This window comes from Streptomyces cylindrosporus, assembly GCF_022698165.1.
GTDB classification, from domain to species: Bacteria; Actinomycetota; Actinomycetes; order Streptomycetales; family Streptomycetaceae; genus Streptomyces; species Streptomyces cylindrosporus.
On the sequence record NZ_JALDAY010000019.1, the window covers coordinates 185,023 to 209,279 of the forward strand.

Below are 24,257 nucleotides of genomic sequence, written 5' to 3' on the forward strand. Positions count from 1 at the left end.
GATCGTCTCCCCCGGCCGGGGGAGGCCCGTTGTCAGTGGCGGCTGGCACGATGACGAAATGGCCCGCTTTCTGCGCCCGTTGGTCCGGGGGACGACGTACACACGGCTGATGCACCTGTGGGTGCCGATGCTGATCGTCAGCGTGTGGCTCTACATCGACATGTCGACGTGGTGGATACCGGCGGCGGCGCTCGTGCCGGCCGGTCTCGTCCCGGCGGTGCGGCACGGCGAGGGCGTGCAGGCGCGGTTGCTGCTGACGCCGGGCGAGGAGCACTCCGGTATCTCCCTGAGCCCGGCGGCGACCTGGCGGGACCGGCTGCGCACCGTGCTGTGGCTCGAAGTGCGCATGGCACTGGGCGGTGTTGCCGCGGCGAGCTGCGTCTGGCTGCCCGTGATCGCCTTCCAGCTGGCCGAGACAGCCCGCGGGCGCGTCCCCGACGAGATACCGGTCCTCGGCGAAGCCCAACCCCATTGGGCGTACGCCCTGTTGGTACCGCTGCCGCTGATCGTCCTGTACGGGGTGGTCGTGGGCCTGGGCGAGTTGGTCACCGCCGTCGCCCGGCGGCTCCTGGGCCCGTCCGCCGCCGAGCGCCTGGAAGCCATGGAGGCGCGTACGGAACAGCTCCTGGAGCGCAACCGGATCGCGCGCGAGCTGCACGACTCCATCGGCCATGCGCTCACCGTGGCGGTGGTGCAGGCGGGTGCGGCGCGTGCGGCGGGCGACCCGGAGTTCACCGGCCGGGCCCTGGCCGCCATCGAGGAGACGGGCCGGGCCGCGCTGGAGGACCTGGAACGGGTGCTCGGCGTGCTGCGGGAGTCGGAGCGCCCGGTCGGCAGCCGTCCCACGCTGGCGGACGCCGACCGGCTCCTGGAGTCGGCGCGCGCGTCCGGCGCGAAGCTGGACGCGGAGGTGTCCGGCCCGCTGGAGTCGATACCCGGGCCGGTGTCCCGCGAGGGCTACCGCATCCTCCAGGAGGCGCTGACCAATGTGCTGCGGCACGCGGGAGCGGTTCCCGTGCGCGTCCGCATCGAGGTCGCGGGCCGGCTCCTCGTGCTGGAGGTGCGCAATCCGCTGACCGCCGACATAGCCGGGCCCGGCCGGGGCAGCGGGCTGCGCGGGATACGCGAGCGCGCGGCCCTGCTGGGCGGTCGCGCGCACACCGGGCCCGACGAGGGTGACTGGCAGGTGCATGTGGAGCTGCCGTTGAGTTGATCTACGCTGGCCGGATGCCGGTCACCGTTCTCCTCGTCGACGACGAGCCCCTCGTACGCGCCGGTCTGCGTGCCGTGCTGGAGGCACAGCCCGACATCGAGGTGGTCGGCGAGGCGGCTGACGGGGCGGCGGTGATTCCGCTGGTGCGACAACTGCGGCCCGACGTGGTCGCCATGGACGTACGGATGCCGCTGCTGGACGGCATCGAGGCCACACGCGCGGTGCTGCGCACGGTCGACGCGCCGCCGAAGATCCTCGTGGTGACGACCTTCGAGAACGACGAGTACGTGTACGAGGCGCTGCGGGCCGGCGCGGACGGGTTCCTGCTCAAGCGGGCCCGGCCGGCCGAGATCGTGCACGCCGTGCGGCTGGTGGCGGAGGGCGAGTCACTGCTGTTCCCCGCCTCCGTGCGGCAACTGGCCGCCGAGTACGGGCGGAGCGGCGGGAACAGGGCGGCCCGGGCGGCGATGGACCGGGCCCGACTGACCGAACGGGAGGCCGAGGTGCTGCGGTTGATGGCGCGGGGGCTGTCCAACACGGAGATCGCCGCCCGCCTGGTCGTCGGCACGGAGACCGTGAAGTCCCATGTGAGCGCCGTCCTGGCAAAGCTGGGAGCGCGGGATCGCACCCAGGCGGTGATCGCGGCGTACGAGTCGGGATTCGTGGCGCCGGGGTGACAGGTGAAGGGCGCGGCAGGGCGGCGCCGCAGACCAAAAGCGGCCCACAGCCGGCCCGACGCGGCGGAACGCCCTGTACGATCCGGCCAACACGCGCACAACCTGGGAGGACGGACCTTGGGGCGGCTGACCGGCGGGGATCCCTCGCTGCTGCGCAGGATCAACTCCGCGGTGGTGCTGCACGCGCTGCGCGCCACGGACTGCGCGACGCTGACCGAGATCACCCGGGTGACGGGACTGTCCCGGCCGACGGTCGAGGGGGTCGTCGAGGGCCTCATAGAGGCCGGTTACGTCGTCGAGAAGGCCGCCGACGAGAGCGTGGTCCGGCGTCAGGGACGGCCGGCGCGCAGGTTCCGCTTCCGGGCCGAGGCGGGGCATCTGCTGGGCCTGGAGATCGGTCCGCACCGGGTGGCCGCGCTCCTCGCCGACCTGGACGGGCGGGTGCTGGGCGCGCAGGCCAAGGACGTCGACGAGACGGCGTCGGCCGACGAGCGCCTGGAGCGGCTGCGCACGGCGGTCGCCGAGCTGCTTCGCCGGGCCGGCGTTCCGCGCAACTCCCTGCGGGCGGTGGGGGTCGCGACGCCGGGCATCGTCGAGGCCGACGGAACGGTACGGCTGGGGACGGCGCTGCCCGAGTGGACGGGGCTGCACCTGGGCGAGCGGCTGAGCCGGTCCTTCAAGTGCCCGGTGCTGGTCGAGAACGACGCCAACGCCGCGGCCGTCGCCGAGCACTGGAAGGGTGCCGCGACGGAGTCGGACGACGTCGTGATGGTCCTCGCGGGGCTGAGCCCCGGGGCGGGTTCGCTGATCGGCGGGCAGTTGCACCGCGGCTACGGCGGGGCGGCCGGTGAGATCGGCGCACTGCATCTGCTGGGCCGCGAGGCGACCCCCGAAACCCTCCTGTCGACGACGGACGAACCGCTCCATCCGCTCGACGAGCAGGCCGTCGCCGAGGTCTTCGCACAGGCCCGCGAGGGCGACCAGCGGGCCCGCGCGGCCGTGGACCGCTTCATCCAGCGCCTCGTCCACGACGTCGCCGCCCTGGTCCTCGCCCTGGACCCGGAACTCGTCGTCGTCGGCGGCTGGGCGGCCGGCCTCGACGGTGTCCTGGAGCCGCTGCGGCGCGAACTCGCCCGCTACTGCCTGCGCCCGCCGAAGGTGGCGCTGTCCCTCCTCGGCGAGGCCGCGGTGGCGACGGGCGCGCTGCGGCTGGCGCTCGACCACGTCGAGGAACAGCTCTTCGCGGTCGAGGGCACGGCGACGGCTCGGCGCTGACGGACGCCGAGTGGTCGAGGCCGCTCCCCGTGGGCCTCTGTTCTTCGAACGCCGTGCGCCCCGGAGGAGTTCCGGGGCGCACGGCGTTGGAGGATTCGCGTCAGTTCGAGGATCCGCGTCAGGAGGCCCGGCGCTCCGGTCCCTCGTCGATCACCACGCCACCCGCGTCACCGAAGGTCAGACGGCAGGTGTCAGCCCGGTAGGTGGCCACCGAGAGGGCGGCGACGCGCCCCTCGACGAGGAAGCGGGTGGTGACGACGAGGACGGGCGCGCCCGGGAGCCGGTCCAGCTCCTTGGCGTCCTCGGCCCGCGCGGAGCCCAGCTCCACGGCGCTCTCCCGGCCGTCGAGCTCCAGCCGCTGCAGCTCGCGCAGCACCCCACGCGCGCGTGCCGGTCCGGACGGGGCGTCTATGGCGGACAGGGCCGGCACCGACGAGGCCGGGACGTAGAGCAGTTCCGCGGCGACGGGCTGGCCGTGCGAGACACGTGAGCGGCGGACCGTGTGCACGGCCTCGTCCGGGCCGGTCTCCAGCGCGGCGGCGACGGCCGCGGGCGGGGCCGTCACCGTGCAGTCGACGGCCTGCCAGTCGTCCCCGGCGTCCGGCCAGGCGTGCTGCCGGCTGCCGACGGCCACGCCCATGCGCGGGGGCGCGACGGTCGTACCGACACCGCGGCGGCGCTGCAGCCTGCCCTCCAGTTCGAGCTGCTCCAGCGCCTGGCGCAGCGTCGCGCGGGCGACGCCGAAGCGAGCGGCGAGGTCGCGCTCGTTGGGCAGGATCTCGCCCACGGAGAATTCGGAGTCCAGTGCCTCACTGAGCACGGTCTTGAGATGCCAGTACTTCGGTTCCGGCACCGATTCCAGCTGCGTGGTCCCCACCCTGTCCTCCGCAATCGCCGTGGTCCGGCGGCGTTTTAGCGCCCTTGTTTATTAAAGGTTGTTGCACTTATCTGCGACCATAGGGCGGCCCAAACCCTTGGTCAAGACCAATCAGTGATCCCACAGGGATCACTGAGAAAGCGCTTGCGAGGTGGAGGTTCCGGTTCCGCCGCCGTCGGTCCGCGGACCGGCGTCAGGAACCGTGCAGGGTGTGGTGCGGCGACCGCCCGTACGCGCTGCGGTACAGGGCGGCGAAGCGGCCGGGGTGGTAGAAGCCCCAGCGCGCCGCGATCTCCGTGACCGTGACACCGGTCCCTGGGTCGGCGTCGGCCAGCTGCAGATGGGCGTGGGCGAGCCGGACCCGGCGCAGATGGGCCAGCGGCGTGGTGTCGAGGTGACGGCGGAAGGCGTACTGCAGCGCGCGGACGGTGACATGGGCCGCGGCGGCGATGTCCGCCACCGTGACGGGCTCGTCGGCGTGGTCGTCGACGTAGGCCAGCGCACGGCGCAGCACGGCCGGGTGGGAGTCCCGGCGGTCGGTGCTCGTCGGATCGGTGAGCGCGGTGTTGGGGAACGCGGCCAGGACGCTCGCGGCGAGGTGCTGGGCGGCGGTGGAGGCGACCAGCGGCTGCTCCGCAGTCGCAGGCGAGGCCAGGACGTGGTCACGCACGTAGACGATGGTCTGGCGCAGTCGGTCCGCCGCCGCGGCGGAGTACGGCCGGTGCCCGGTCAGCCGGACGGGCCGGCCGCCGGACGCGTCCGCCGCGACCTGCGTCAGCAGGGCCGGGTCCAGCATGGTGATGTTGTAGCGGGCGCTGCGGATCCGTCCCTGGTACGGCAGTTCCGGCGGGGCGAAGGAGACCACGTCACCGGGCCCGAAGGAGTCCTCCACGCCCTGGTATCCGTGGTCCTCGATGGTGCCCTCGTGCACGAGGCACAGGCAGATGCGGCCGAGCGGCGTCACCGAGTAGTCCATGGCGAAGTCCAGGTCGAGCTCGTCGATGCTGACCGAGTCGATGGCGGCGCGGTCGATGCGCGCCCTGTTCCCCTCGGGACCGCCGTTGCCGATGCGCATGCTGGCGTAGGCGCGGCTGAGGAAGTCCTCGATGTGGCCGAGGTCGTCGCTGTCGAAGGTGAGTTTCTGCACGGCTTTCCTGCTACCCCCGACCTCGCGGTGTCCTACCCGCAAAGGGCATGCCGGGACGAGGGCCCGGTGCCGGGTGTCGGCCGAGGTCTTTCGTTTTCCGGACGGCCGACGGCGATCCCGTTCGTCTCCGGGCTCGTGGCCGCAGGGCGCGCACGCCCAGAGTGGATCGGAACGGCATCGTGCCGTGCGCCGTGGCCTCGTACGTCGTCAGGGCAGTGAGGGACGGCGGGTCACACACGCATGACGGAGCAGAACGAACCGACCGAGCAGCTCGCCGCCCTGCGGCAGGAGGTCGAACAGCTGCGCCGTGCCCTGGTCTCGCACGCCGTCGTCGACCAGGCGATCGGGGTGCTGAGAGCGCACGGCCTGCGCCCCGGGGAGGGCTGGGAACTGCTCCAACAGGTCTCCCAGCGCAGCAACGTCAAGCTGCGGCACATCGCGGAGCACATTCTGCGCTGGGCCGACGGCGAAGGGCTGCCGGACGGGATCGCCGACGCCCTGCGCGCGACGCTGGTCGACGGGAGACGCCTGCGCTTCGCTCCGGGCCAGGAGCGGCCGGAGCGGCGACGCACGCCCCCGGAACCGGCCGCCTGTCACGGCACCCGCGTGAAGAACTCGGACGGTCCGCCCGGCGGCCCGTCGGCCGGGTAGGCGTGAGTCAGCGGCCCGTGGCGGAGCGGCCGTACGCGCTCCACGCCCGGTCCCGCAGCTCCGTGTCGCCCAGGACGTCGACCGCTGTGCACGCCAGCGCCTCCGTGACCGCCGTGAGGACCTGGCGGGCCCGGTCCGAGGCCGCGGCCACGGCGAACTCGGGCGTGTGGTCGGAGCCGTCCTCGTCCATGATCGCGACGAAGGGGTGGATCGCCGGGACCCGGGCGCTGACGTTCCCGATGTCGGAGGAACCGAGGTACACGCCGCGCTCGGGCGGGGTCAGCCGGATGCCCGGGCGGGCCAGGTGGGCGGCGAAGCGCTCGGAGAGCGGCTCGCTGTCGCGGAAGTGCTCGTAGCGGAGCGTGGCGCGTTCGACCACCGGGGTCGTCCCGGTGGCCCGGGCCACGCCGGCAGCGCATTCGTCGAGCTGCGCGGCCAGTTCGTCCAGTGCCCCGGTGGTCGCGGCGCGCAGGCCGAACAATCCCTCCGCGTACTCGGGGACGATGTTCGTGGCCTCGCCGCCGTGGGTGACGATGCCCTGGACGTGGGAGGCCTCGGGCAGCCGGCGGCCGAGCACGGCCAGCACGTTGAACAGCTCGACGAGGGCGGCCAGCGCGTCGATGCCCTCGGTGGGGTTGCCGGTGGGGTGGGCGGCCCGTCCGCGGAAGCCGACCCGGTACTGCTCCTGCGCCGTCAGCGGGGCCCGGACCCAGTCGTGCACCCCGGGATGGAACATCAGCGCGGCGTCGACGTAGTCGAAGAGCCCCGCCTCCGTTTCCAGGACCTTGCCGCCCCCGCCCTCCTCCGCCGGGCCGCCCACGGCCAGCACCGTGCCCTCGCCGCCGTCGAGCACGGCGCGGGCGGTGAGGGCGGCGCCGAGACCGGCGGCGGCGATGAGATTGTGGCCGCAGGCGTGGCCCAGACCGGGCAGGGCGTCGTACTCCAGTAGCAGCGCCACCGCGGGGCGGCTCGCGCCCGAGCGCGCCACGAACGCCGTCGGCATCCCTGCCACGCCCTCGCTCACCTCGAAGCCGGCCCGCCGCAGCTCGCCCGTCAGCAGCTCGGCGGCCCGCCGCTCCTCGAAGGCGTACTCCGGATCGGCGTGCAGCGATGAGGCCACCTGCCACAGCGCCTCGGCCCGGGCGGCCACCTCGTCGTGGATCCTGCGGTATGCGGCGTCGGAGGTACGGGACACCTGGCCTCCCGGGCGTGCGGGGTACGGACGTTTCCCCTCCGGGTTTCACTCCACGCCCCGTCCACACCGCACGTCCCGCCCCCGCGTGTGGGCGGCACGGCCCGGGGAACTCGGCGTCCTCGACAGAAAGATCCCGACGCACCCCAGGGAGACTCGATGACGGCGCAGACCGCGCAGTACGACGACGGCGAGACGCCCCTCGCGGGTTATGCCGCCCTGGCCGCGGCCTTCACGGCGGGCGCCGCCGGGTTCGTCGCGGGTGTGCGGCGGCGCGGGGTGCCGTTGCCCGCGCGGGTGCCGCCGTGGGACGTCGCCCTGCTGGGCGCGGCGACGTACAAGACCTCCCGGCTGCTGTCCAACGACAAGATCACCAGCTTTGTACGGGCACCGTTCACCCGCCGCAGCGCCGAGGGCCAGGGCCCCGAGGTGCTGGACGAGCCGCGCGGCACGGGCCTGCGCCGGGCCGTCGGCGACCTGGTGTCCTGCCCCTTCTGCACCTCGGTGTGGGCGGCCGGTGCCCTGGTGTGCGGGTACACCGCCGTTCCCCGGGCGACCCGGCTGGTCTGCGCGGGCCTCGGTGCCGTCACCCTGGCGGACTGGCTGCAGTACGCCTGGACGTGGACCCAGCAGACGGCCGAGGACTGAGACGCACAGGGCCGGTGGCTAGTCGGTCACCAGCGTGCGCAACTTGTCGGGGTTGCGGACGATGTAGACCGCCTGGATGCGGCCCTCGTGGACGTCCAGCTGGAAGACGCTGTCGGGCTTGTCCGCCGACAGGACGACCAGGGCGGGGCCGCCGTTGAGTTCCATGAAGCGGTACGACGGGTCCGGTACGCCCTTCTGCGCGGCGCCGATGAGAAACCGGCCCACCTTGTCGGCGCTCTCGAGGATCCGCAGCGGCGCCCGCGACTTGCCGCCGCTGTCGCCCACAAGGCGGACGTCGGGCGCCAGGAGCGCCATCAGGCCCTCCAGGTCGCCCTCCCCGGCGGCGGCCAGGAACCGCTCGGTGAGCTCGCGGCGCCGGCCCGGATCCACGTCGTAGCGCGGCCGCCGCTCCTCCACGTGCTTGCGGGCCCGCCCGGCGAGCTGCCGCACCGCGGGCTCGCCGCGGTCGAGCATCGCGGCGATGTCGGCGTACGGATATCCGAAGGCCTCCCGCAGGACGAACACCGCGCGCTCCAGCGGCGACAGGGACTCCAGGACGACCAGGACGGCGAGGGACACCGAGTCGGCGAGCACGGCCCGCTCGGCGGTGTCCGGGACGGTGTCCCCGAAGTCGGTGACGTACGGCTCGGGCAGCCAGGGGCCGACGTACGCCTCGTTGCGCGCCTTGACCTGGCGCAGCCGGTCGATGGCCAGGCGGGTGGTGATGCGCACCAGGTAGCCGCGCGGTTCGCGTACGTCGCCGCGGTCGGCGCCGGACCAGCGCAGCCAGGCCTCCTGGACGACGTCCTCCGCGTCGGCCACGCGCCCGAGCATGCGGTAGGCGACCCCCAGCAGGACGGGACGGTGCTCTTCGAAGACGTCGGTCTCGGTGTCGGTCGTCACGGCTCCATCCCATGCGACGCGTCCGGCCATGTCTAGGAGAATTCCGCGTGTCCGGTACGCGTGTCCGGTAGCAGAATGACCGCGAGCCGCCGAGGCGGTCGGCGGCCCGACGTGCGGAGGTGGCCATGCGGTACGCGGTTCTGGGCACGGGCGAGGTGGGCCGGACCCTCGGCGGCAAACTGGCGCAGCTGGGCCACGAGGTGACGCTGGGCTCCCGTACGAAGGACAACCCGGCGGCGCTGGAGTGGGCGCGCGACACCGGTGCGGGCGCGCGGGCCGGCACCTTCGCGGAGGCGGCCTCGTCGGCGGAGGTGATCCTGGTCGCCGTGGGCGGGCGGGTGGCGCTCGCGGCCCTGGAGGCGGCCGGGGCGGCGAACCTGGACGGGAAGGTCGTCCTCGACGTCTCCAACCCGATGGCGTTCGAGGACGGCGAGCTGCGGCTGGATCCCGTGGAGTCCGACAGCATGGGCGAGCGGATCCAGCGTGCGTTCCCGCACGCGCGCGTGGTGAAGTCGTTGAACACCGTCAACTCCAGGGTGATGGTGGAGCCCTCGCTGGTGCCGGGCGAGCACCAGGTGTTCGTCTGCGGGGACGACGCGGACGCCAAGGAGCAGGTCACGCGCATGCTCGGGGAGTTCGGCTGGCCGCCGCACCGGGTGCTCGACCTGGGTGGCATCCGCTCGGCACGCAGCGTGGAGATGCTGCTGCCGCTGTGGCTCGACCTGTTCCGCACCCTGGGGCACGCCGAGTTCAACCTGGAGGTGCGCAGGGCGCGTTGAGGGCGGTACGGCGGTGAGGTCGACGCATCTGGGGGCTACCCGTCGGTAGCAATTGCTGACAAGCTGTCTACACGGCGTCCGTCAGCGAGCCCCAGCCGAGGAGCACCCCCATGTCCGCCACCGTCTCCTTCAAGGTCCCCTCCCCACGCGGCCCGCAGCCCGTGACCGTCTCCTACGCGCGCGTGGGCCGCGGCGAGCCGCTGCTCCTGCTGCACGGCATCGGTCACCACCGGCAGGCCTGGGACCCGGTGGTGGACATCCTGGCGACCGAGCGCGACGTGATCTCGGTGGACCTGCCCGGCTTCGGCGCGTCCCCGGGGCTGCCGGAAGGGCTCGCCTACGACCTGCCCACGACGACCGCCGTGTTCGGCGCCTTCTGCGAGGAGCTGGAGCTCGACCGTCCGCATGTGGCGGGCAACTCGCTCGGCGGGCTGCTCGCCCTGGAGCTGGGCCGCGAGAAGCTGGTCCGGTCCGTGACGGCTCTCTCGCCGGCCGGTTTCTGGTCGGAGGCGGAGCGGCGCTACGCGTTCGGCGTCCTGCTCACGATGCGCCGCATCGCGCGCCGGCTGCCGCTGCCGCTGGTCGAGCGGCTGTCGCGCTCGGCGGCCGGCCGCACCATGCTGACGAGCACGATCTACGCCCGGCCCGGCCGCCGTTCACCCGAGGCCGTGGTCGCCGAGACGCTGGCGCTCGCACAGGCCACCGGGTTCGACGACACGCTCCGGGCGGGCGGCACCGTACGGTTCACCGACGACATCCCGGGACTGCCCGTCACGGTGGCCTGGGGCACCCGGGACATGCTGCTCGTGCGCAGGCAGGGGGTGCGTGCCAAGCAGATCATCCCCCGGGCCCGCCTGGTACGCCTGCCCGGCTGCGGGCACTGCCCGATGAACGACGACCCGGCACTGGTCGCCCGAGTCATCCTCGACGGCAGCCGCTGACCCGGGCGGGGCCTGCGGGCCAACGCCCCCGATCGGAGGGCGACTCCGACGCCGACGGGGGAGCTGCGGACGGGCTGGGCGGGGGGGGTGGGGCCGGTGCCGGCGAGCGGTCCTGACGGCAACCGGGATGCGGCCGGAGAACAGTGGCTGCGGCTCGGCTGGCGGCTCGTGCTGGACTCACCGGCCGACGAGGTGATCGAGCGCAAGCGCACCAGGGACCTCGGCCATCCCAGCCTCTACCAGGCGCTGTTCGCCCGCTTCGCGGAACGCGGGGGGGGGCGTACGACCGCCGCCTGCGCCGCTGTCAGCTCACCTACCACGAGCGAGTACTTCCCAGGTGCCGAAGTGGCCAGGATCGCCGCCGAGCTGCACGTCATCGCCGCCCTTCCGGGCCGCTGCGGCCCCAAGAGCTCTTCCATGCGCGCGTGGCCGCGGCCGGAACGGCGGTGCGACCACTGACCGACTGCACGCACGCGCGTGCCGGGCGGAAGGACGGCAAGGGCGTGCGGCTGGTCCTGGGCTATGCGCGCCGGGCGCCCGCCCGAATCCGGGCGGGTGTACGGCTGATGGCCGAGGCGACGGCCCGATGGCCGGAGGGTGACACGCGCGCGAAATGGCGGTCGGCTCGTCCCTTTCGTCACGGGCATCCGCCTGGCCGCGTGTCTGTCCCCTTGCCCCCGCGGTCAGTTGTTCACTTGTGGTTTCCGTGTGCGCTGCGGCGCACCAGTAGTTGTGGCATCGCACACTTGGCCGGATCCCGTCCTGGAGGCGTATCCATGTCACACCGTCCGTTCCCCGGCCGCCGCAGCGTCCTGCGCGGCTCCCTCGCCGCGTCGGCGGCCCTCACCCTGCCCACGGCCCTCGGCGCGGCCCCGGCGTTCGCCCTGTCCGGGCGGCCCAAGGCGGGCTGGGGCGTGCAGGCGGGAGACGTGACCACCGACTCCGGTCTGGTGTGGGTGCGTTCCGACCGGCCGGCCCGGATGGTCGTCGAGACGTCCGCGACCGAGTCCTTCCGCAACCCGCGCAGATGGCACGGCCCGCTGCTCGGCGAGGGCTCGGACTTCACCGGTACGACCCGGCTGCACGGGCTGCCCTCGGGCGAGCAGATCCACTACCGCGTGCTGCTCGCCGACCCCGACGACCCGCGCCGCACCGGCGAGCCCGTGATCGGCACCTTCCGCACGGCGCCCGCCAGGCGACGCAAGGGCGTCAAGTTCGTGTGGTCCGGCGACCTGGCGGGCCAGGGCTGGGGCATCAACGAGTCGATCGGCGGCTACCGGATCTTCGACGCCATGGCGAAGACGGACCCGGACTTCTTCCTGTGCAGCGGTGACAACATCTACGCCGACGGCGTGATCTCGGCGACGCAGGCGCTGCCCGACGGCAGCCTGTACCGCAACGTCACCACCGAGGAGAAGTCGCACGTCGCCGTCAGCCTGGCCGACTTCCGGGGCAACTTCCGCTACAACCTGCTGGACTCGGCGCTGCGCCGGTTCAACGCCCAGGTGCCGAGCATCATCCAGTGGGACGACCACGAGGTCCGCAACAACTGGTACCCGGGCGAGGTCATCGGCACCGGCACGCCCTACCCGGCCGGCACGAAGCTCGACGACATGGCCCTGCGCTCCCGGCAGGCCTTCTCCGAGTACTTCCCCATCGGCACCATCAGCGGCCGCCCGGACGGCCGGATCTACCGCGTCGTCAACCACGGCCCGCTGCTGGACGTGTTCGTGCTCGACATGCGCACCTACCGCAACGCCAACTCCCCCGACAACCAGACCGTCGACCCGCAGGGCATCCTGGGCGCCGAGCAGTTGGAGTGGCTCAAGCGCGAGCTGTCCCGGTCGCGCGCGGTGTGGAAGGTCATCGCCGCGGACATGCCGATCGGCCTGGTCGTACCCGACCCGGTCGAGGGCAAGGCGAACTTCGAGGCCGTCGCCCAGGGCGACCCGGGCGCGCCGCTGGGCCGCGAGCTGCAGATCGCGGAGCTGCTGCGGTACATCAAGCACCGGCGCATCACCGGCACGGTGTGGCTGACGGCCGACGTGCACCACACCTCGGCCCAGCACTACGACCCGTCGCGGGCCGCGTTCAAGGACTTCGAGCCGTTCTGGGAGTTCGTCTCCGGCCCGCTCAACGCGGGCGCCTTCCAGGCCAACGCGCTCGACGGCACGTTCGGCCCGGACCGGGTGTTCGTGAAGGCGCCGACCGTCGCGAACGTCTCGCCGGCCGAGGGCTACCAGTTCTTCGGCGAGGTCGACATCGACGGCGACAGCGGTGAGCTGACGGTCCGTCTGCGCGAGTACGACGGCACGGTGCTGTTCACCCAGACGCTGCAGCCGGGCCGGGTCGGCCAGTAACTCCCGTACCCTCTCAGCAGGGCCGCGCACCGGCGTCATCCCCCGGCGCGCGGCCCTGTCCCGTGCCCGAACTCGACCGTCCGCACGGCGTTTTCGCAGGTCAGGCCCGATTGTCAGTGGTCGCCTCTACGGTTTTTCCATGACGCGATCTTTGCAGGCCGTGGCCTATCGCCGACCCTCCGTGCTGGAGTCGTCGGCGGGTGGGCGACGCCTGGGACTCGAGACCTCGCGGGGTGCGACGCCGACCGGCGCCGAGGACCATCCCCGCTTCTTCGCAGGCTTCCTGACGTCTCCTCAGGTGGCCTCCGCCGGACTGCTCGCGGTGGCCGACGTGGCGGCCGCGCGCTACTACCAGCGGCAGCTGCGCGCCTCGCTGGACCCGGTGGTGACGGGCAACGGGGACCGGCTGCGCTTCGAGTCCTTCTCCGGCTGCGGCGGGGTGTACGCCCGGCTGGACGTGCTGGAAGCGGGCCTGGGCGGCGGCGAGGTCGGGCACGGCACGACGAACGTCGACGTCAACAACCCGCTGCGGGAGGCCCTTTCCCGGATCGGCTCGGACGATCCGCTGCATCTGCGGGTCGGCCCCGAGGAACTCGCGGTGACCACGCTCGACGGTCCGGTCGTGGAGAAGAAGGTGCCGCTGCCCGACCGGTGGCTGCGGGGCTTCGCCGAGGCCCAGGTGATCGCCGCCGGCTTCGACCTGCGGGCCGAGCTGCCGGCGGCCGACGCGGTTCGGTTCCTGCGCGCCCTGCCCCGCGGGGGAGGGCGGGGCGCGTCGACCGGCCCGCGGTGGGTGGTGCCGGCCGGCCGGACCCTGCGGCCGACCACGCGCGCGGTGCCGGGCGCCGTGTGCCTGCCCGGCCCGGAGCGGCTGATCGCCCTCCAGCGCGTCCTGCGACACGCGACGGCCCTGCGAGTGTACGGCCCGACGGTCACCGGCGCCACCTCCACGGCCAGCGCCTGGGAAGCGGTCCTGCCGGGAATGCGGCTCACGCTCACCCTCTCGCCGGACGCCTCGCGCGGGTTCTCCGGCGAGGGCGGCGTCCTGGACGCGCTCGCCACCGACGAGGCGGCCGAGGACGCGGAGCTGATCTCGGTCCTCCTCGCCTGGGAGCCTCGCGTCGACATCGCCGACCTCGCCACGGCCTCGGGCCTGACGGCCGAGCGGGTCAGGGCGGCACTGGTCCGCCTGGGCACCTCGGGCCGCGTCGGCTACGACACGGCGGAGGCGGCCTACTTCCACCGTGAACTCCCCTACGACGCCGAGCGCGTGGAGCACCACAATCCCAGGCTGCGCTCGGCCCGGGCACTGGTGGCCGCGGGCGCGGTCGCGCTGGACGGCGCCCTGGGGACGGTGACGGCCGAGGACGGCCATGTGCACCGGGTCCGGGACGAGTCCGGGGTGCTGACCTGCAGCTGCCTGTGGTGGGCGAAGTACCGGGGCGGGCGCGGGCCCTGCAAGCACGCGCTGGCCGTGCGGATGGTGCGGCGGGGGGCCGCGGCGGGGCAGCGGGGCGGCCGGGTGGTGCGGGCGGGTGCCGGGGCGGAGCAGCGCCGCACCCACGCGGAGCCGGGGACGGTTCGGATCGACGGGGGTGTGCGATGAGTTCGCTGATGGAAGCGGTGCGGGCGGGGCGGACGCCCGAGGTGGTGAGCCTGCTCGACGAGATGACCGACACCGAACGCCGGTCCCTCCTCCCCGAGTTGAAGGCACTGCGCAAGGAACTGCGGGCCGCTCCCTGGGAGGCGGACGCCCGCCGCGCCTACCCGCCGCTGTACGCGGCCGGGGTGGCATGCCAGACCGGCGCCGCGGCGGTCGCCGCCTGGATCGCCGCGGCCGACATGCGCTGGTCGCAGACCGCGCCGGCGCTGCTGCTGCGCATCCTCGGCGACCGCTCCCCCGAGTGGCTCGCCGACCTCGCCCATCGGCTCGCCGAGCGGCCCGCCTCGTCCGCGGTGCCGTACGAGCTGATGTCCGGTCTGGTGCGGCTGTCGGGCTGCGCGGTGCCGACCACGGACGCGTATGTGCGGGGCTGGATGGGCCACCTGGGCTGGGCCTGGCGGCAGGGCGGCACGCTGCTGGACCGGCTGCGTCCGGATCCGCATCTGACGGAGCTGGTGGCCGCGCTCTTCGAGACGGGCGACATCGGCGGGCAGCTCGAGTGGCCGCACGGCGACGGCCCCGACACCTGGACCGGCGCGCTGGCCCGGCTCACCGCGGAGGGCGCCCTCGATCGCAAGGTGATGGTCGACGCCTGTGTGTCGCGGCTGCTGCGGGGCGGCACGAACACCGAACTCCGCGTGTTCCTGCGGCTGTTGAAGCTGCTCGACCTCGGGCGGGACGAGGAGCGGGAGCGGACCGGCGACTGGCTGGCCCTGGCCTCCGCCGCGGTCTCGCCGGTGGCGTCGCACGCCCAGTCGGTGCTGGCCGCGCTCGCCCTCGACGGCGAGCTGACGACCCGTCGGCTCGCGGAGATGTCGGACGCGGTGCTGTTCCGCCCCGAGAAGAAGCTCGTGCGGGCCCAGTTGGTGCTGCTCGGCAAGGTGCTGACCCGGGACGCCGCCACGGCCGACGAGCTGCTGCCCGTCGTCGCGCAGGCGTTCGGCCACGAGGACTCGGACGTGCAGGAGCGGGCGCTGAAGCTGGTGGAACGGCACCTGAACAAGCTCGGGAACACCCAGGTCCGGGGCGAATTGGCCGTCGCCGCCGAGCAGTTGATCCCGGCGCTGCGCAGCCGGGCGGGCCTGCTCCTGGGCAGCACTCCGGCGGCACCGGCACCCGCCTTGGAGTACGAGGAGATCCTGCCGCCCGCGCCGCATCCGGCCCACCTCGGCCCCGCGCCGATGTCGGCGGTGGAGGTCGCGGAAGAGGTCGGGGCGGCGCTCGCGGCCGAGCCCGGCGTGGCCGGGTTCGAGCGGGCGTTGGCCGGCCTGGTGCGCCATGCCTACCGCGATCGGGAAATGCTCCTGGAAGCGCTCGGGCCCGTGCTCACCCGCCGCTGGTGGTACGACGCCGACTCTCCGGACGGGCCGAACCACACAGGTCGGTTCGACAGAAGCGACTTCACGGTGTCGGACGCGGAGGACGGCCTGGACCTCCTCCTCGCCGCCCTGTTCGGGAAGGTGAACCCCGGCACGCTCCACGCGTTCGTACGGCAGGTGCCCACGGTCCGTGATTGCGGGCACGGCGCCCTCTCCCGGGCCTTCGCAGCCCGCCTATGGGAGGTGGCGTATCGGCTGCGCACCGACCCGCTCCCGTTCCTGCTGTCGACCCCGACCTGGAGCACCGGCCTGCTGGAGCCGGACGAGTTGGTGGACCGTCTGGACGAGTATCGGCGCCTGGGTGCCCGAGTGTCGGCGGCGGACTTCGCGCAGGCGCTGCTGCGGGTGCGGCGCACGGACCGAGCGGCGGCTGTGCGCGCCGCCGAGCGGGCCACCGCCCTCGGCACGGCGGAGGGCGCACGGCTCGCCGACTGGCTGGGCGAGGCCGAACCCGGGCTGCCGACGACGCGACGACGGACCTCGGGCAACCGGATCCTGCTCGAGTGCGGTGAGATCCTGGAACTGCAGGGCGACTTCCCGGCCGAGTTCCGTCCCCTCGGCCGCCCGACGAGCGTCGTCGAGGAGCGGTGGTACTGCCACCACTGGAGCAATGACATACGTCCGCACTGGCTGGCCCTGCTCCCCGAGCGTCGCGAGCTCGTCGCCGGGCGGCTGCTGCCGGATCTGTCCGCCGGCGCCGTGCACGACGAGCGGGGCGCCGCCGCCGTACTGCCGCTGCTCGCGGAGTCCGGCGGTGAGGCCGGTGAGGCCGTGCATCTGGGGCTGGCGTACGGGCTCGGCGCGCGGCATGCGGAGGATCGGCTCGCCGCGGTGGACGCGCTGCTGATCCTGGCGGCCCGAGGGCAGCTCGACGCGGCCCGGCTGGGTGCGGACCTGGGCCAGTTGGTGCGGCGCGGGGCCCTGAAGCCGCTGCGGCTCGCCGAGTCGGCGCGGACCGCCGCGGCGACGGGCGCGAACGCCACCATCTGGGAGATGTTGCGGCACGCCCTGCCGGTGCTGCTCGCCGAACTCGCCGTCGGCGGCAGCGGCTCGGCGGTGTCCGCCCGCGGGCTCGGGGAGCTGCTGGCGGTGGCCGCGGAGTCGGCCGAGCGCTGCCGGGCGCGGGGTGAGATACCCCACCTGGCGCAGACGGCGGACCGGCGGGGTTCCTCCCGGCTGGTGTCCCAGGCCCGGCGGTTGCGGACCGCGCTGGCCCTGGGCATGGCCGCCTGACCAGCGCCCTCACCTGCGCGCTCACCGGCCACAGCACAATCGTAAAACGATCAACAAAAGGTACATAAGCACGCTTTACCCGTCAGTCACAGTACGTTCGTGATCACGCAACACCCTTCCTTCACAGTGGCTGCATGAGTCGAGAAATGTCTGATGTGACGCGTGCGAAGAACGGCCGTCCCGTGCACCACTGGCGGCGGGACGTCGTCGAACTCGCCGCGCTGTTCACGGCCGTGGCCGTGGCGGACGGCGTGGCGAACCTGGTCGGGCACGGCCCGGACGGACCGGCGCTGCTGGTGCTCTCGGCGGTCGTGCTGGCCGCCACGGCGGGGTTCCACATCTGGTGGTCACGCCGCCACGGTCATGCGCCTCCGGTCATCGATACCGGTGCCCGGCCGCTGCCGCAGGGGCAGCAGGCCGGGCCGTCCGAGCCCACGTCGGCGACGCCGGAGGCCGTGCCCACGGAGAGCACGCTGTGGCGGATGCGGACGACGGTGAAGGACGAACCGGGGTCGCTGGCGGCGCTGTGCACGGCGCTCGCCGGGCAGCGGGTCGACATCCTCAGCCTGCAGACGCATCCGCTGGCCGAGGGCACGGTCGACGAGTTCCTGCTGCGGGCCCCCGGTGGGCTCGCGGCGTCCGAGCTCACGCGGCTGGTCTCGTCGGCCGGGGGCGCGGACACCTGGATCGAGCGGGCCGACGCCCACGATCTGGTGGACGCGCCGACGCGAGTGCTGGGCCTGGCGACCCGGACCGCGCTGGACGCGGCGGAACTGCCGCTGGCGTTGCGGCAGTTGCTGGGCCGGTGCACGATCCGCCAGCTGCCCGCCGTGCCGGTCGGCGGCGGTCGGGCGCCGGAGGGCGTGCCGGTGGAGGGGGTTCTCGAGGACACTGTGATGCGGCTGCGGGCGCCGGAGGGTGGAGTGATCAGCGTGGAGCGGCCGTATCTGCCGTTCACCCCGACCGAGTTCGCGCGGGCGCGGGCGCTGGTGGAGCTGGACGCGCGGCTCGGGCCGCGGGTGCCGCGCAGCCAGGACGTGCTGACGCTGCCCGAGGGCAACGAGATCACCGTGCGGCGGGCCGATCCGCGGGATCTGGAGGCGGCGCGGGAGATGCACGAGCGGTGCTCGCCGCGGACGTTGAGCATGCGGTACCACGGCCCTGTCGGGGACGCCGACCGCTATCTGAACCACCTGCTGAACCCGCGTTTCGGCCGCACGCTCGCCGTGCAGACCGCCTCCGGACGCCTCGTCGGGCTCGGCCATCTCCTGTGGGACGGGGACGAGACCGAGGTCGCCCTGCTCGTCGAGGACAAGTGGCAGGGGCGTGGCATCGGGGGTGAACTGCTGCGGCGGCTGGTGGCGATGGCGGCCGAGACGGGGTGCGCGAGTGTGTATGCCGTGACGCAGGCGTCCAACACGGGGATGGTGGCTGCGATGCGGGGGTTGGGGTTGCCGCTCGACTATCAGGTCGAGGAGGGGACGCTGGTCATCACGGCGGGGTTGGATGTGGAGGCGCGCGCTATGAGCGCCGAAGCGCCGTAGGGGGCAGGTAATCGTCGGCGGGTGCGGGTGAGTTGTGGCTGGTCGCGCCCCGCGGCGGAGCCGCAAATCGATGCAGCCCCGCGCCCCTGACGGGGCGCTGTCCCAGCGCCCGATTTAGATCTGTCCACAGATCCTCTACATCCTCCAAGCCCACCGACAGGCGCAGCAAGCGGTCGCTCACGCCCGCTCCCCGGCGGTCCGCCGGGTCCACTATGCGGTGGCTGATCGATGCCGGGTGCTGGATCAGGGTGTCCACGCTGCCCAGGCTCACCGCCGGGGTGATGAGGTCGACGTTCGCTATGACCTCGTGGGGGTCGCCGGCGACCTCGAAGGCGATCATCGCGCCGCCTATGCGTGGGTAGTGGACCCGGGTGATGCGCGGGTCCGCCGCCAGGCGGCGGGCCAGTTCCGCGGCGGTCGCCGAGGCCGCTCGGACGCGGACGGGGAGGGTGGACAGGCCGCGCAGGAGGAGGTAGCCGGCCAAGGGGTGGAGGACGGCGCCCGTCGCGAAGCGGATCTGGCGGAGGCGGGCGGCGAACTCCTCGTCGCAGGCCACCACTCCCGCCATCACGTCACCGTGGCCGCCGAGGTACTTGGTGGCGCTGTGCAGGATCAGCCGCGCGCCCTGTTCCGCGGGGCGCTGCAGCACCGGCGTCGCGAAGGTGTTGTCGGCCAGCAGCGGGACCGAGCCACAGGCGTGGGCCATGGCGCGCAGGTCGACCTCGGCGAGGGTCGGGTTGGCCGGGGACTCGACCATGACCAGGCCGGTGTCCGGGCGCAGGGCGTCCGTGACGCCGGCCGGGTCGGTCCAGGTGACCTCGGAGCCGAGCAGGCCGGCGGTCAGCAGATGGTCGCTGCAGCCGTACAGGGGGCGGACGGCGACCACGTGCCGCAGGCCCATCGAGGCCCGTACCAGAAGCACCGCGGTGAGCGCGGCCATGCCGCTCGCGAAGGCGACCGCGGAGTCGGTGCCCTCCAGGCGGGCGAGGGCGGTCTCGAAGCGGGCGACCGTCGGGTTGCCCAGGCGGCCGTAGACGGGCGGGCCCTCCGGCTCGGCCCCGGTCGCGGCGAAGGCGTCGATGCGGGCGGCTTCGCCGCGGCTGTCGTACGAGGGGTAGGTGGTCGACAGGTCGATGGGCGGCGCGTGCAGTCCCTGGCGGGCGAGGTCGTCGCGGCCGGCGTGCACGGCCTCCGTGGCCAGCGCTCTCGTGGAGTCCATGGAGGGAAGGGTGAACAAGGACCGGAATGATTGGGTTCAGGGCCGTGTTACGTTCGGCGCATGGGTGAATCCGTCGTACTGGATCCGGTGGATCTGCATCTGCTGCGGCTGCTGCAGAACGACGCCCGGACCACCTACCGGGACCTCGCCGCGCAGGTCGGGGTCGCGGCGTCGACCTGTCTGGACCGGGTGACCCGGCTGCGCCGGGCGGGTGTGATCCTCGGGCATCAGCTGCGGCTGGATCCGGCCAAGCTCGGCCGGGGTCTGGAGGCCCTGCTGTCCGTGCAGGTCAGGCCGCACCGGCGGGAGCTGGTGGGGCCGTTCGTGGATCGGATCCGGGCGCTGCCGGAGTCCCGTACCGTCTTCCATCTCACCGGGCCGGACGACTACCTGGTCCATGTGGCGGTCGCGGACATGGCCGATCTTCAGCGGCTCGTGCTGGACGAGTTCACGGCGCGGCGCGAAGTGGCCCGCGTGGAGACCCGGTTGATCTTCCAGCAGTGGGACTGCGGGCCGCTGCTGCCGCCTACGCCCTCGGCTCAACCGGGGTGACGTGCGGTGGATCCTCGTATGAGGATGGACCGCATGTCAGAGACCAAGAACCCGTTGCCCCGTGAGGTCGCCGACGCGTACGTCGACGAGCTCATCGCCCTCGACCCGGTGACCGGTACCTACCTCGGTGTGAAGGAGAGTTCCAGCAGGCTGCCCGACCTGTCCCCGGCGGGCCAGGAGGCGCTGGCGGAGCTGGCGAGGGCGACCCTCGCGAGGCTCGACGAGGCCGAACGGCGGCCCGGGGCCGACAGTGACATCGAGCGCCGCTGCGGCCGGCTGCTGCGCGAGCGGCTCACCGCGGAACTCGCCGTGCACGAGGCGGACGAGGGCCTGCGCCGGGTCGGCAACATCGCCACGCCCGCGCACTCGGTGCGTGATGTGTTCACGGTGACGCCGAGCGAGACGGACGAGGACTGGGCGGCGATCGCCGAGCGGCTGCGCGCCGTGCCGGCCGCGTACGCGGGCTACCGCGAGTCCCTCGCGCTCGGCCTGGAGCGGGGGCTGTACGCGGCGCCGCGGCCCACCGCCACCTTCGTCGAGCAGTTGACCGAGTGGTCGGACACGGACGGCAAGGGCCGTGGCTGGTTCGAGGACTTCGCGTCGGCGGGGCCCGAGGCGCTGCGCGGCGAGCTCGACGAGGCGGCCCGCGCCGCGACCGCGTCCGTGGTCGAGCTGCGGGACTGGATGCGGGACGTGTACGCGCCGGCCGTCGAGGGCGCCCCGAACACGGTGGGCCGTGAGCGGTACGCGCGCTGGGCGCGCTACTTCAACGGCACCGACCTCGACCTCGACGAGGCGTACGCGTACGGCTGGTCCGAGTACCACCGCCTCCTCGGCGAGATGCGGCAGGAGGCGGAGAAGATCCTGCCCGGCGCCGAGACGCCGTGGGTGGCGCTCGCCCACCTCGACGAGCACGGCACACGCGTCGAGGGTGTCGACGAGGTCCGGGAGTGGCTGCAGGGCCTGATGGACCAGGCGATCGAGAAGTTGGACGGCACGCACTTCGAACTCGCCGAGCGGGTGCGGAGGGTGGAGTCCCGCATCGCGCCGCCCGGCGGTGCGGCGGCCCCGTACTACACCGGCCCGTCGGAGGACTTCTCGCGTCCCGGCCGCACCTGGCTGCCGACGATGGGCCAGACCAGTTTCGTGGTCTACGACCTCGTCTCGACCTGGTACCACGAGGGCGTGCCAGGGCATCACCTGCAACTCGCGCAGTGGGCGCACGTCGCCGACAGCCTCTCCCGCTACCAGGCCTCCATCGGTATGGTCAGCGCCAACGTCGAGGGCTGGGCGCTGTACGCGGAGCGGCTGATGGACGAGCTCGGCTTCCTCACGGACGCGGAGCAGCGGCTCGGCTATCTCGACGCGCAGATGATGCGGGCCGCGCGGGTCATCGTCGACATCGGCATGCACCTGGAGCTGGAGATCCCGGCCGACTCGCCCTTCCACCCGGGCGAGCGCTGGACGCCGGAGCTGGCGCAGGAGTTCTTCGGGTCGCACAGCAGCCGGCCGGCGGACTTCGTGGAGAGCGAGCTGACCCGGTATCTGACCATCCCCGGGCAGGCGATCGGCTACAAGCTGGGCGAGCGGGCCTGGCTGCTGGGCCGGGCGAAGGCGCGCGAGGCGCACGGCGACGCCTTCGACCTCAAGGCCTGGCACATGGCCGCGCTCTCGCAGGGCTCGCTGGGCCTGGACGACCTGGTGGACGAGCTCTCGCAGCTCTGACGGCCGCTCCGGCTCCGATCACCGAGCCGCTCCGACGGCCGCTCCGGCTCCGATCACCGAGCCGCTCCGACGGCCGCGCCGGCGCTGATCACCCAGCCCGCTCCAACGGCCGCCCCGGCGCTGATCACCCAGCCCGCTCCGACGGCCGCCCCGGCGCTGATCACCCAGCCCGCTCTGATCGGCGCCCCGGCCGTGGTCAACGCCGGAATCCGCCCTCGGAGTTGACGACCTCGCCGGTGATCCAGTCCGCCTCGTCCGTGGCCAGCCACGCGATGAGGCGGGCCGGGTCGTCGGGCATGCCCCAGCGGCCGGCGGGGAAGCGGGCGGCGACGGCCTCGTAGGTCTCGCCGGTCGCGTAATCCGTGTCCACGGGGCCGGGGTTGACGGTGTTCACGGTGATCGCGTGCTCGGCGAGCGTGGTGGCCAGGGAGCGGGTGATCGAGGCGAGGGCGCCCTTCTGGAGGGCGTAGGCGATCTCGCCCGGCATGCCGCCCGCGATGTCCTGGCCGGAGGTCATCATCACGACGCGTCCGCCGGGGGTGCGCGGCGGAAGTCCGGCGCGATGGCGGGCGTACGCCTGCACGAGCAGCAGTACCGACCGTGTGTCGACCGCCCAGTGCGCGTCGAGCATCGCCGCGTCGATCGTGTCCAGGTCGCCGTCGCTGCCGCTGAGGGCGTGGTTGGCGACGAGGATGTCGAGCCGGCCGCCGAGCGCGGTCGCGGCGGTGGTGATCAGTTCGGCGGGCGCCGACGGTTCGGAGAGGTCGCCGGGTCCGGCGAGGACACGCGCCTCGGGATCACCAACTGCCGCTAGCACGGAGGCGGTTACGTCCTCGGGCCGGTCGGCCCCCCAGGGCATGGCGGAATCGTGCGGCACATGGTGGTGCAGGTAGACGCTCGCGCCGTACGCGGCCAGCCGACGGGCGACGGCGTGTCCGATGCCGGCGCGTCTGCTCGCTCCGGTGACGAGGGCGGTACGGCCGCGCAGCGGCAGGAGGTCACGGCGCAGGTCTTCGGGGGCGGGGTGCGGAAGTCGGGGCACGGACGACCATGATGGTCACGGCACCGACGGGACGCACGTGAATATCGGGGCGGGGCGGAGTGGTCAGGGAAGGCGCCGCAGCTGTACGAGGCCGAGCCAAGTCTCCGGTCCCGGCTGGACGTTGGCCGCGCGGACCGTGTAACTCCCCGGCTCCAGGACGACCCGCAGGCTGTCGGTCCGCTCCGTGTCCGTGCCGGGCCAGGCGCAGTCGAACAGGACGACGTCGCCGGGCACCTGCCAGCGCACCTCCTCGCCCCAGTCGGCCGTGGCGAGGGCCTGTGGGACCTCGGCGAGGAGTTCGGCCTCGGAGTTCGCGGCACACCAGCGTACGAAGGTGCCGTGCTCCGGCAGATAGGCCGTCGAGGCGGGTTCGTCGCCGAGGACCAGCGCGGCCGAGTCGCCGACCGGGAGCAGGCCGACGCAGCCGTCGACCTCGCAGGCGCGGTCGTAGTCGGAGGCGTTCTCCTCGCCGTCGGCCCCCGTCCAGAACGGCAGCACGGCTTCCGGCACCGCTATGAGCGGCCCGCCTCCCGACTCGACCCAGTCCAGAGCGCCGGGTTCCGCGTATCGCACCATGGCGCAGAACCGTACACGCACACACGGCTCACAGATTCGCCGTCCCCCAACCCTCCCCATGCGCTCACCGCTCTCTCCTTCAGCAGCCGCAGTCCTCGGCGTCCACGGGTGCCGTCAGCGGGTCGGCGTCGCGGCGGGTGCGGCCCTCCCAGGTCTCGTACTCGAAGCCCTCACGGGCCCAGTACTCGAAGCCGCCGAGCATCTCCTTGACCTGGTAGCCGAGTTCGGCGAGGGCGAGGGCGGCGCGGGTCGCCCCGTTGCAGCCGGGACCCCAGCAGTACGTGATGACCGGCACGGACCTGTCGAGGAGTTTCGCGGCCTGCTCGGGGATGAGCGCGGTCGGCAGGTGGATGGCGCCGGGGATGTGGCCCTGGTCCCAGGACTCGGTGGAGCGGGAGTCCAGGACGACGAAACCGGGGTCGCCGCCGGCCGCGAGCGCGGCGGCCACGTCGGACACGTCGGCGTGGAAGACCAGGCTCGCCCGGAAGTAGGCGGCCGCCTCGGCCGGGGCCGCCGGGGCGACGCGCAGGACGGGGTTCACGGCGGTGACGGTGCTGGTCATGTTCGGCCCTTTCGCGGCGTTCGCTGTCTGCTGTGCCGAGAAATCTACGGCCGTCGATCACCTCCTTGAAGGGGCGTTCCCCGGCCCTCACCTTGCTCT

The 24,257-nt window shown here is 73.3% G+C and carries 21 protein-coding genes and 1 pseudogene; 14 read left to right on the top strand and 8 right to left on the bottom strand.

Features of this window, described 5'->3' with window-relative positions; translation table 11 throughout:
- The first annotated feature begins 58 nt into the window (after nt 1-58).
- The 3 genes from MQP27_RS46365 to MQP27_RS46375 all read left to right on the top strand — a co-directional run bounded on the left by MQP27_RS46365 (nt 59) and on the right by MQP27_RS46375 (nt 3,165).
- A complete protein-coding gene (locus MQP27_RS46365; protein WP_242777218.1) occupies nt 59-1,213 on the top strand; it encodes a sensor histidine kinase in 1,155 nt (384 codons plus the stop codon).
- Nucleotides 1,214-1,227: 14 nt separating this feature from the next.
- Complete coding sequence (locus MQP27_RS46370) at nt 1,228-1,890, top strand: response regulator transcription factor (protein WP_242777220.1); 663 nt, start codon at nt 1,228-1,230, stop codon at nt 1,888-1,890.
- A gap of 117 nt (nt 1,891-2,007) precedes the next feature.
- Nucleotides 2,008-3,165, top strand: a complete 1,158-nt coding sequence (locus MQP27_RS46375) for an ROK family protein (RefSeq protein ID WP_242777222.1) — start codon at nt 2,008-2,010, stop codon at nt 3,163-3,165.
- A gap of 118 nt (nt 3,166-3,283) precedes the next feature.
- Here the strand turns inward: MQP27_RS46375 and MQP27_RS46380 are convergent, their stop codons facing one another.
- Nucleotides 3,284-4,042, bottom strand: coding sequence for a GntR family transcriptional regulator (locus MQP27_RS46380; protein WP_242777224.1), 759 nt, complete (start codon nt 4,040-4,042; stop codon nt 3,284-3,286).
- Nucleotides 4,043-4,235: 193 nt separating this feature from the next.
- The gene (locus MQP27_RS46385) at nt 4,236-5,189 is read right to left on the bottom strand and encodes a helix-turn-helix transcriptional regulator (protein WP_242777226.1); all 954 of its coding nucleotides are present in this window, start codon (nt 5,187-5,189) and stop codon (nt 4,236-4,238) included.
- Between the two features lie 240 nt (nt 5,190-5,429).
- On the opposite strand from MQP27_RS46385, the gene MQP27_RS46390 reads away from it, so the two are divergent.
- The gene (locus MQP27_RS46390) at nt 5,430-5,840 is read left to right on the top strand and encodes an ANTAR domain-containing protein (protein ID WP_242777228.1); all 411 of its coding nucleotides are present in this window, start codon (nt 5,430-5,432) and stop codon (nt 5,838-5,840) included.
- Nucleotides 5,841-5,847: 7 nt separating this feature from the next.
- Here the strand turns inward: MQP27_RS46390 and MQP27_RS46395 are convergent, their stop codons facing one another.
- Entirely contained in the window at nt 5,848-7,035 is a 1,188-nt protein-coding gene (locus MQP27_RS46395; RefSeq protein WP_242777230.1) for an amidohydrolase, read from the bottom strand.
- Nucleotides 7,036-7,191: 156 nt separating this feature from the next.
- Here MQP27_RS46395 and MQP27_RS46400 point away from each other — a divergent pair, with 156 nt between their 5' ends.
- Nucleotides 7,192-7,680, top strand: a complete 489-nt coding sequence (locus MQP27_RS46400; protein WP_242777232.1) for a DUF1360 domain-containing protein — start codon at nt 7,192-7,194, stop codon at nt 7,678-7,680.
- Nucleotides 7,681-7,698: 18 nt separating this feature from the next.
- Here MQP27_RS46400 and MQP27_RS46405 read toward each other — a convergent pair whose 3' ends face one another.
- Nucleotides 7,699-8,583 (bottom strand): RNA polymerase sigma-70 factor, encoded by an 885-nt coding sequence (locus MQP27_RS46405; RefSeq protein ID WP_242777234.1) that lies wholly within the window; start codon nt 8,581-8,583, stop codon nt 7,699-7,701.
- A gap of 125 nt (nt 8,584-8,708) precedes the next feature.
- On the opposite strand from MQP27_RS46405, the gene MQP27_RS46410 reads away from it, so the two are divergent.
- The 7 genes and pseudogenes from MQP27_RS46410 (at nt 8,709) to MQP27_RS46440 (ending at nt 18,482) form a co-directional block, all read left to right on the top strand.
- Nucleotides 8,709-9,362 carry an NADPH-dependent F420 reductase gene (locus tag MQP27_RS46410; protein WP_242777236.1) on the top strand — a complete coding sequence of 218 codons (654 nt, stop codon included), beginning with the start codon at nt 8,709-8,711 and terminating at the stop codon, nt 9,360-9,362.
- Between the two features lie 110 nt (nt 9,363-9,472).
- Nucleotides 9,473-10,303 carry an alpha/beta fold hydrolase gene (locus MQP27_RS46415; RefSeq protein WP_242777238.1) on the top strand — a complete coding sequence of 277 codons (831 nt, stop codon included), beginning with the start codon at nt 9,473-9,475 and terminating at the stop codon, nt 10,301-10,303.
- A 147-nt stretch (nt 10,304-10,450) separates the two neighbouring features.
- A pseudogene (locus tag MQP27_RS46420) lies at nt 10,451-10,884 on the top strand (MocR-like pyridoxine biosynthesis transcription factor PdxR); the annotation flags it as partial.
- 195 nt (nt 10,885-11,079) lie between these two features.
- Nucleotides 11,080-12,663, top strand: a complete 1,584-nt coding sequence (locus MQP27_RS46425) for an alkaline phosphatase D family protein (RefSeq protein ID WP_242777302.1) — start codon at nt 11,080-11,082, stop codon at nt 12,661-12,663.
- A gap of 139 nt (nt 12,664-12,802) precedes the next feature.
- The gene (locus MQP27_RS46430) at nt 12,803-14,269 is read left to right on the top strand and encodes an SWIM zinc finger family protein (protein ID WP_242777240.1); all 1,467 of its coding nucleotides are present in this window, start codon (nt 12,803-12,805) and stop codon (nt 14,267-14,269) included.
- Nucleotides 14,266-16,938 (top strand): DUF7824 domain-containing protein, encoded by a 2,673-nt coding sequence (locus MQP27_RS46435; protein ID WP_242777242.1) that lies wholly within the window; start codon nt 14,266-14,268, stop codon nt 16,936-16,938. The genes MQP27_RS46430 and MQP27_RS46435 overlap by 4 nt, the downstream gene beginning before the upstream one ends.
- A 182-nt stretch (nt 16,939-17,120) precedes the next feature.
- Complete coding sequence (locus MQP27_RS46440; protein ID WP_242777304.1) at nt 17,121-18,482, top strand: GNAT family N-acetyltransferase; 1,362 nt, start codon at nt 17,121-17,123, stop codon at nt 18,480-18,482.
- On the opposite strand, the gene MQP27_RS46445 is transcribed toward MQP27_RS46440, so the two are convergent.
- A complete protein-coding gene (locus MQP27_RS46445) occupies nt 18,460-19,701 on the bottom strand; it encodes a trans-sulfuration enzyme family protein (RefSeq protein ID WP_242777244.1) in 1,242 nt (413 codons plus the stop codon). The two genes, MQP27_RS46440 and MQP27_RS46445, sit on opposite strands and share 23 nt — an antisense overlap.
- Nucleotides 19,702-19,761: 60 nt before the next feature.
- Here MQP27_RS46445 and MQP27_RS46450 point away from each other — a divergent pair, with 60 nt between their 5' ends.
- On the top strand, nt 19,762-20,253 hold the full coding sequence (locus MQP27_RS46450; RefSeq protein ID WP_242777246.1) for an Lrp/AsnC family transcriptional regulator: 492 nt from the start codon (nt 19,762-19,764) through the stop codon (nt 20,251-20,253).
- A 33-nt stretch (nt 20,254-20,286) separates the two neighbouring features.
- Complete coding sequence (locus MQP27_RS46455) at nt 20,287-21,978, top strand: DUF885 domain-containing protein (protein WP_242777248.1); 1,692 nt, start codon at nt 20,287-20,289, stop codon at nt 21,976-21,978.
- Between the two features lie 196 nt (nt 21,979-22,174).
- Here the strand turns inward: MQP27_RS46455 and MQP27_RS46460 are convergent, their stop codons facing one another.
- From MQP27_RS46460 to MQP27_RS46470, 3 genes are all read right to left on the bottom strand, one after another.
- On the bottom strand, nt 22,175-23,020 hold the full coding sequence (locus MQP27_RS46460; RefSeq protein ID WP_242777250.1) for an SDR family oxidoreductase: 846 nt from the start codon (nt 23,018-23,020) through the stop codon (nt 22,175-22,177).
- Nucleotides 23,021-23,083: 63 nt separating this feature from the next.
- Nucleotides 23,084-23,596 (bottom strand): immunity 21 family protein, encoded by a 513-nt coding sequence (locus tag MQP27_RS46465; RefSeq protein WP_242777252.1) that lies wholly within the window; start codon nt 23,594-23,596, stop codon nt 23,084-23,086.
- A gap of 79 nt (nt 23,597-23,675) precedes the next feature.
- On the bottom strand, nt 23,676-24,158 hold the full coding sequence (locus MQP27_RS46470) for a rhodanese-like domain-containing protein (protein ID WP_242777253.1): 483 nt from the start codon (nt 24,156-24,158) through the stop codon (nt 23,676-23,678).
- Nucleotides 24,159-24,257: the final 99 nt, after the last annotated feature.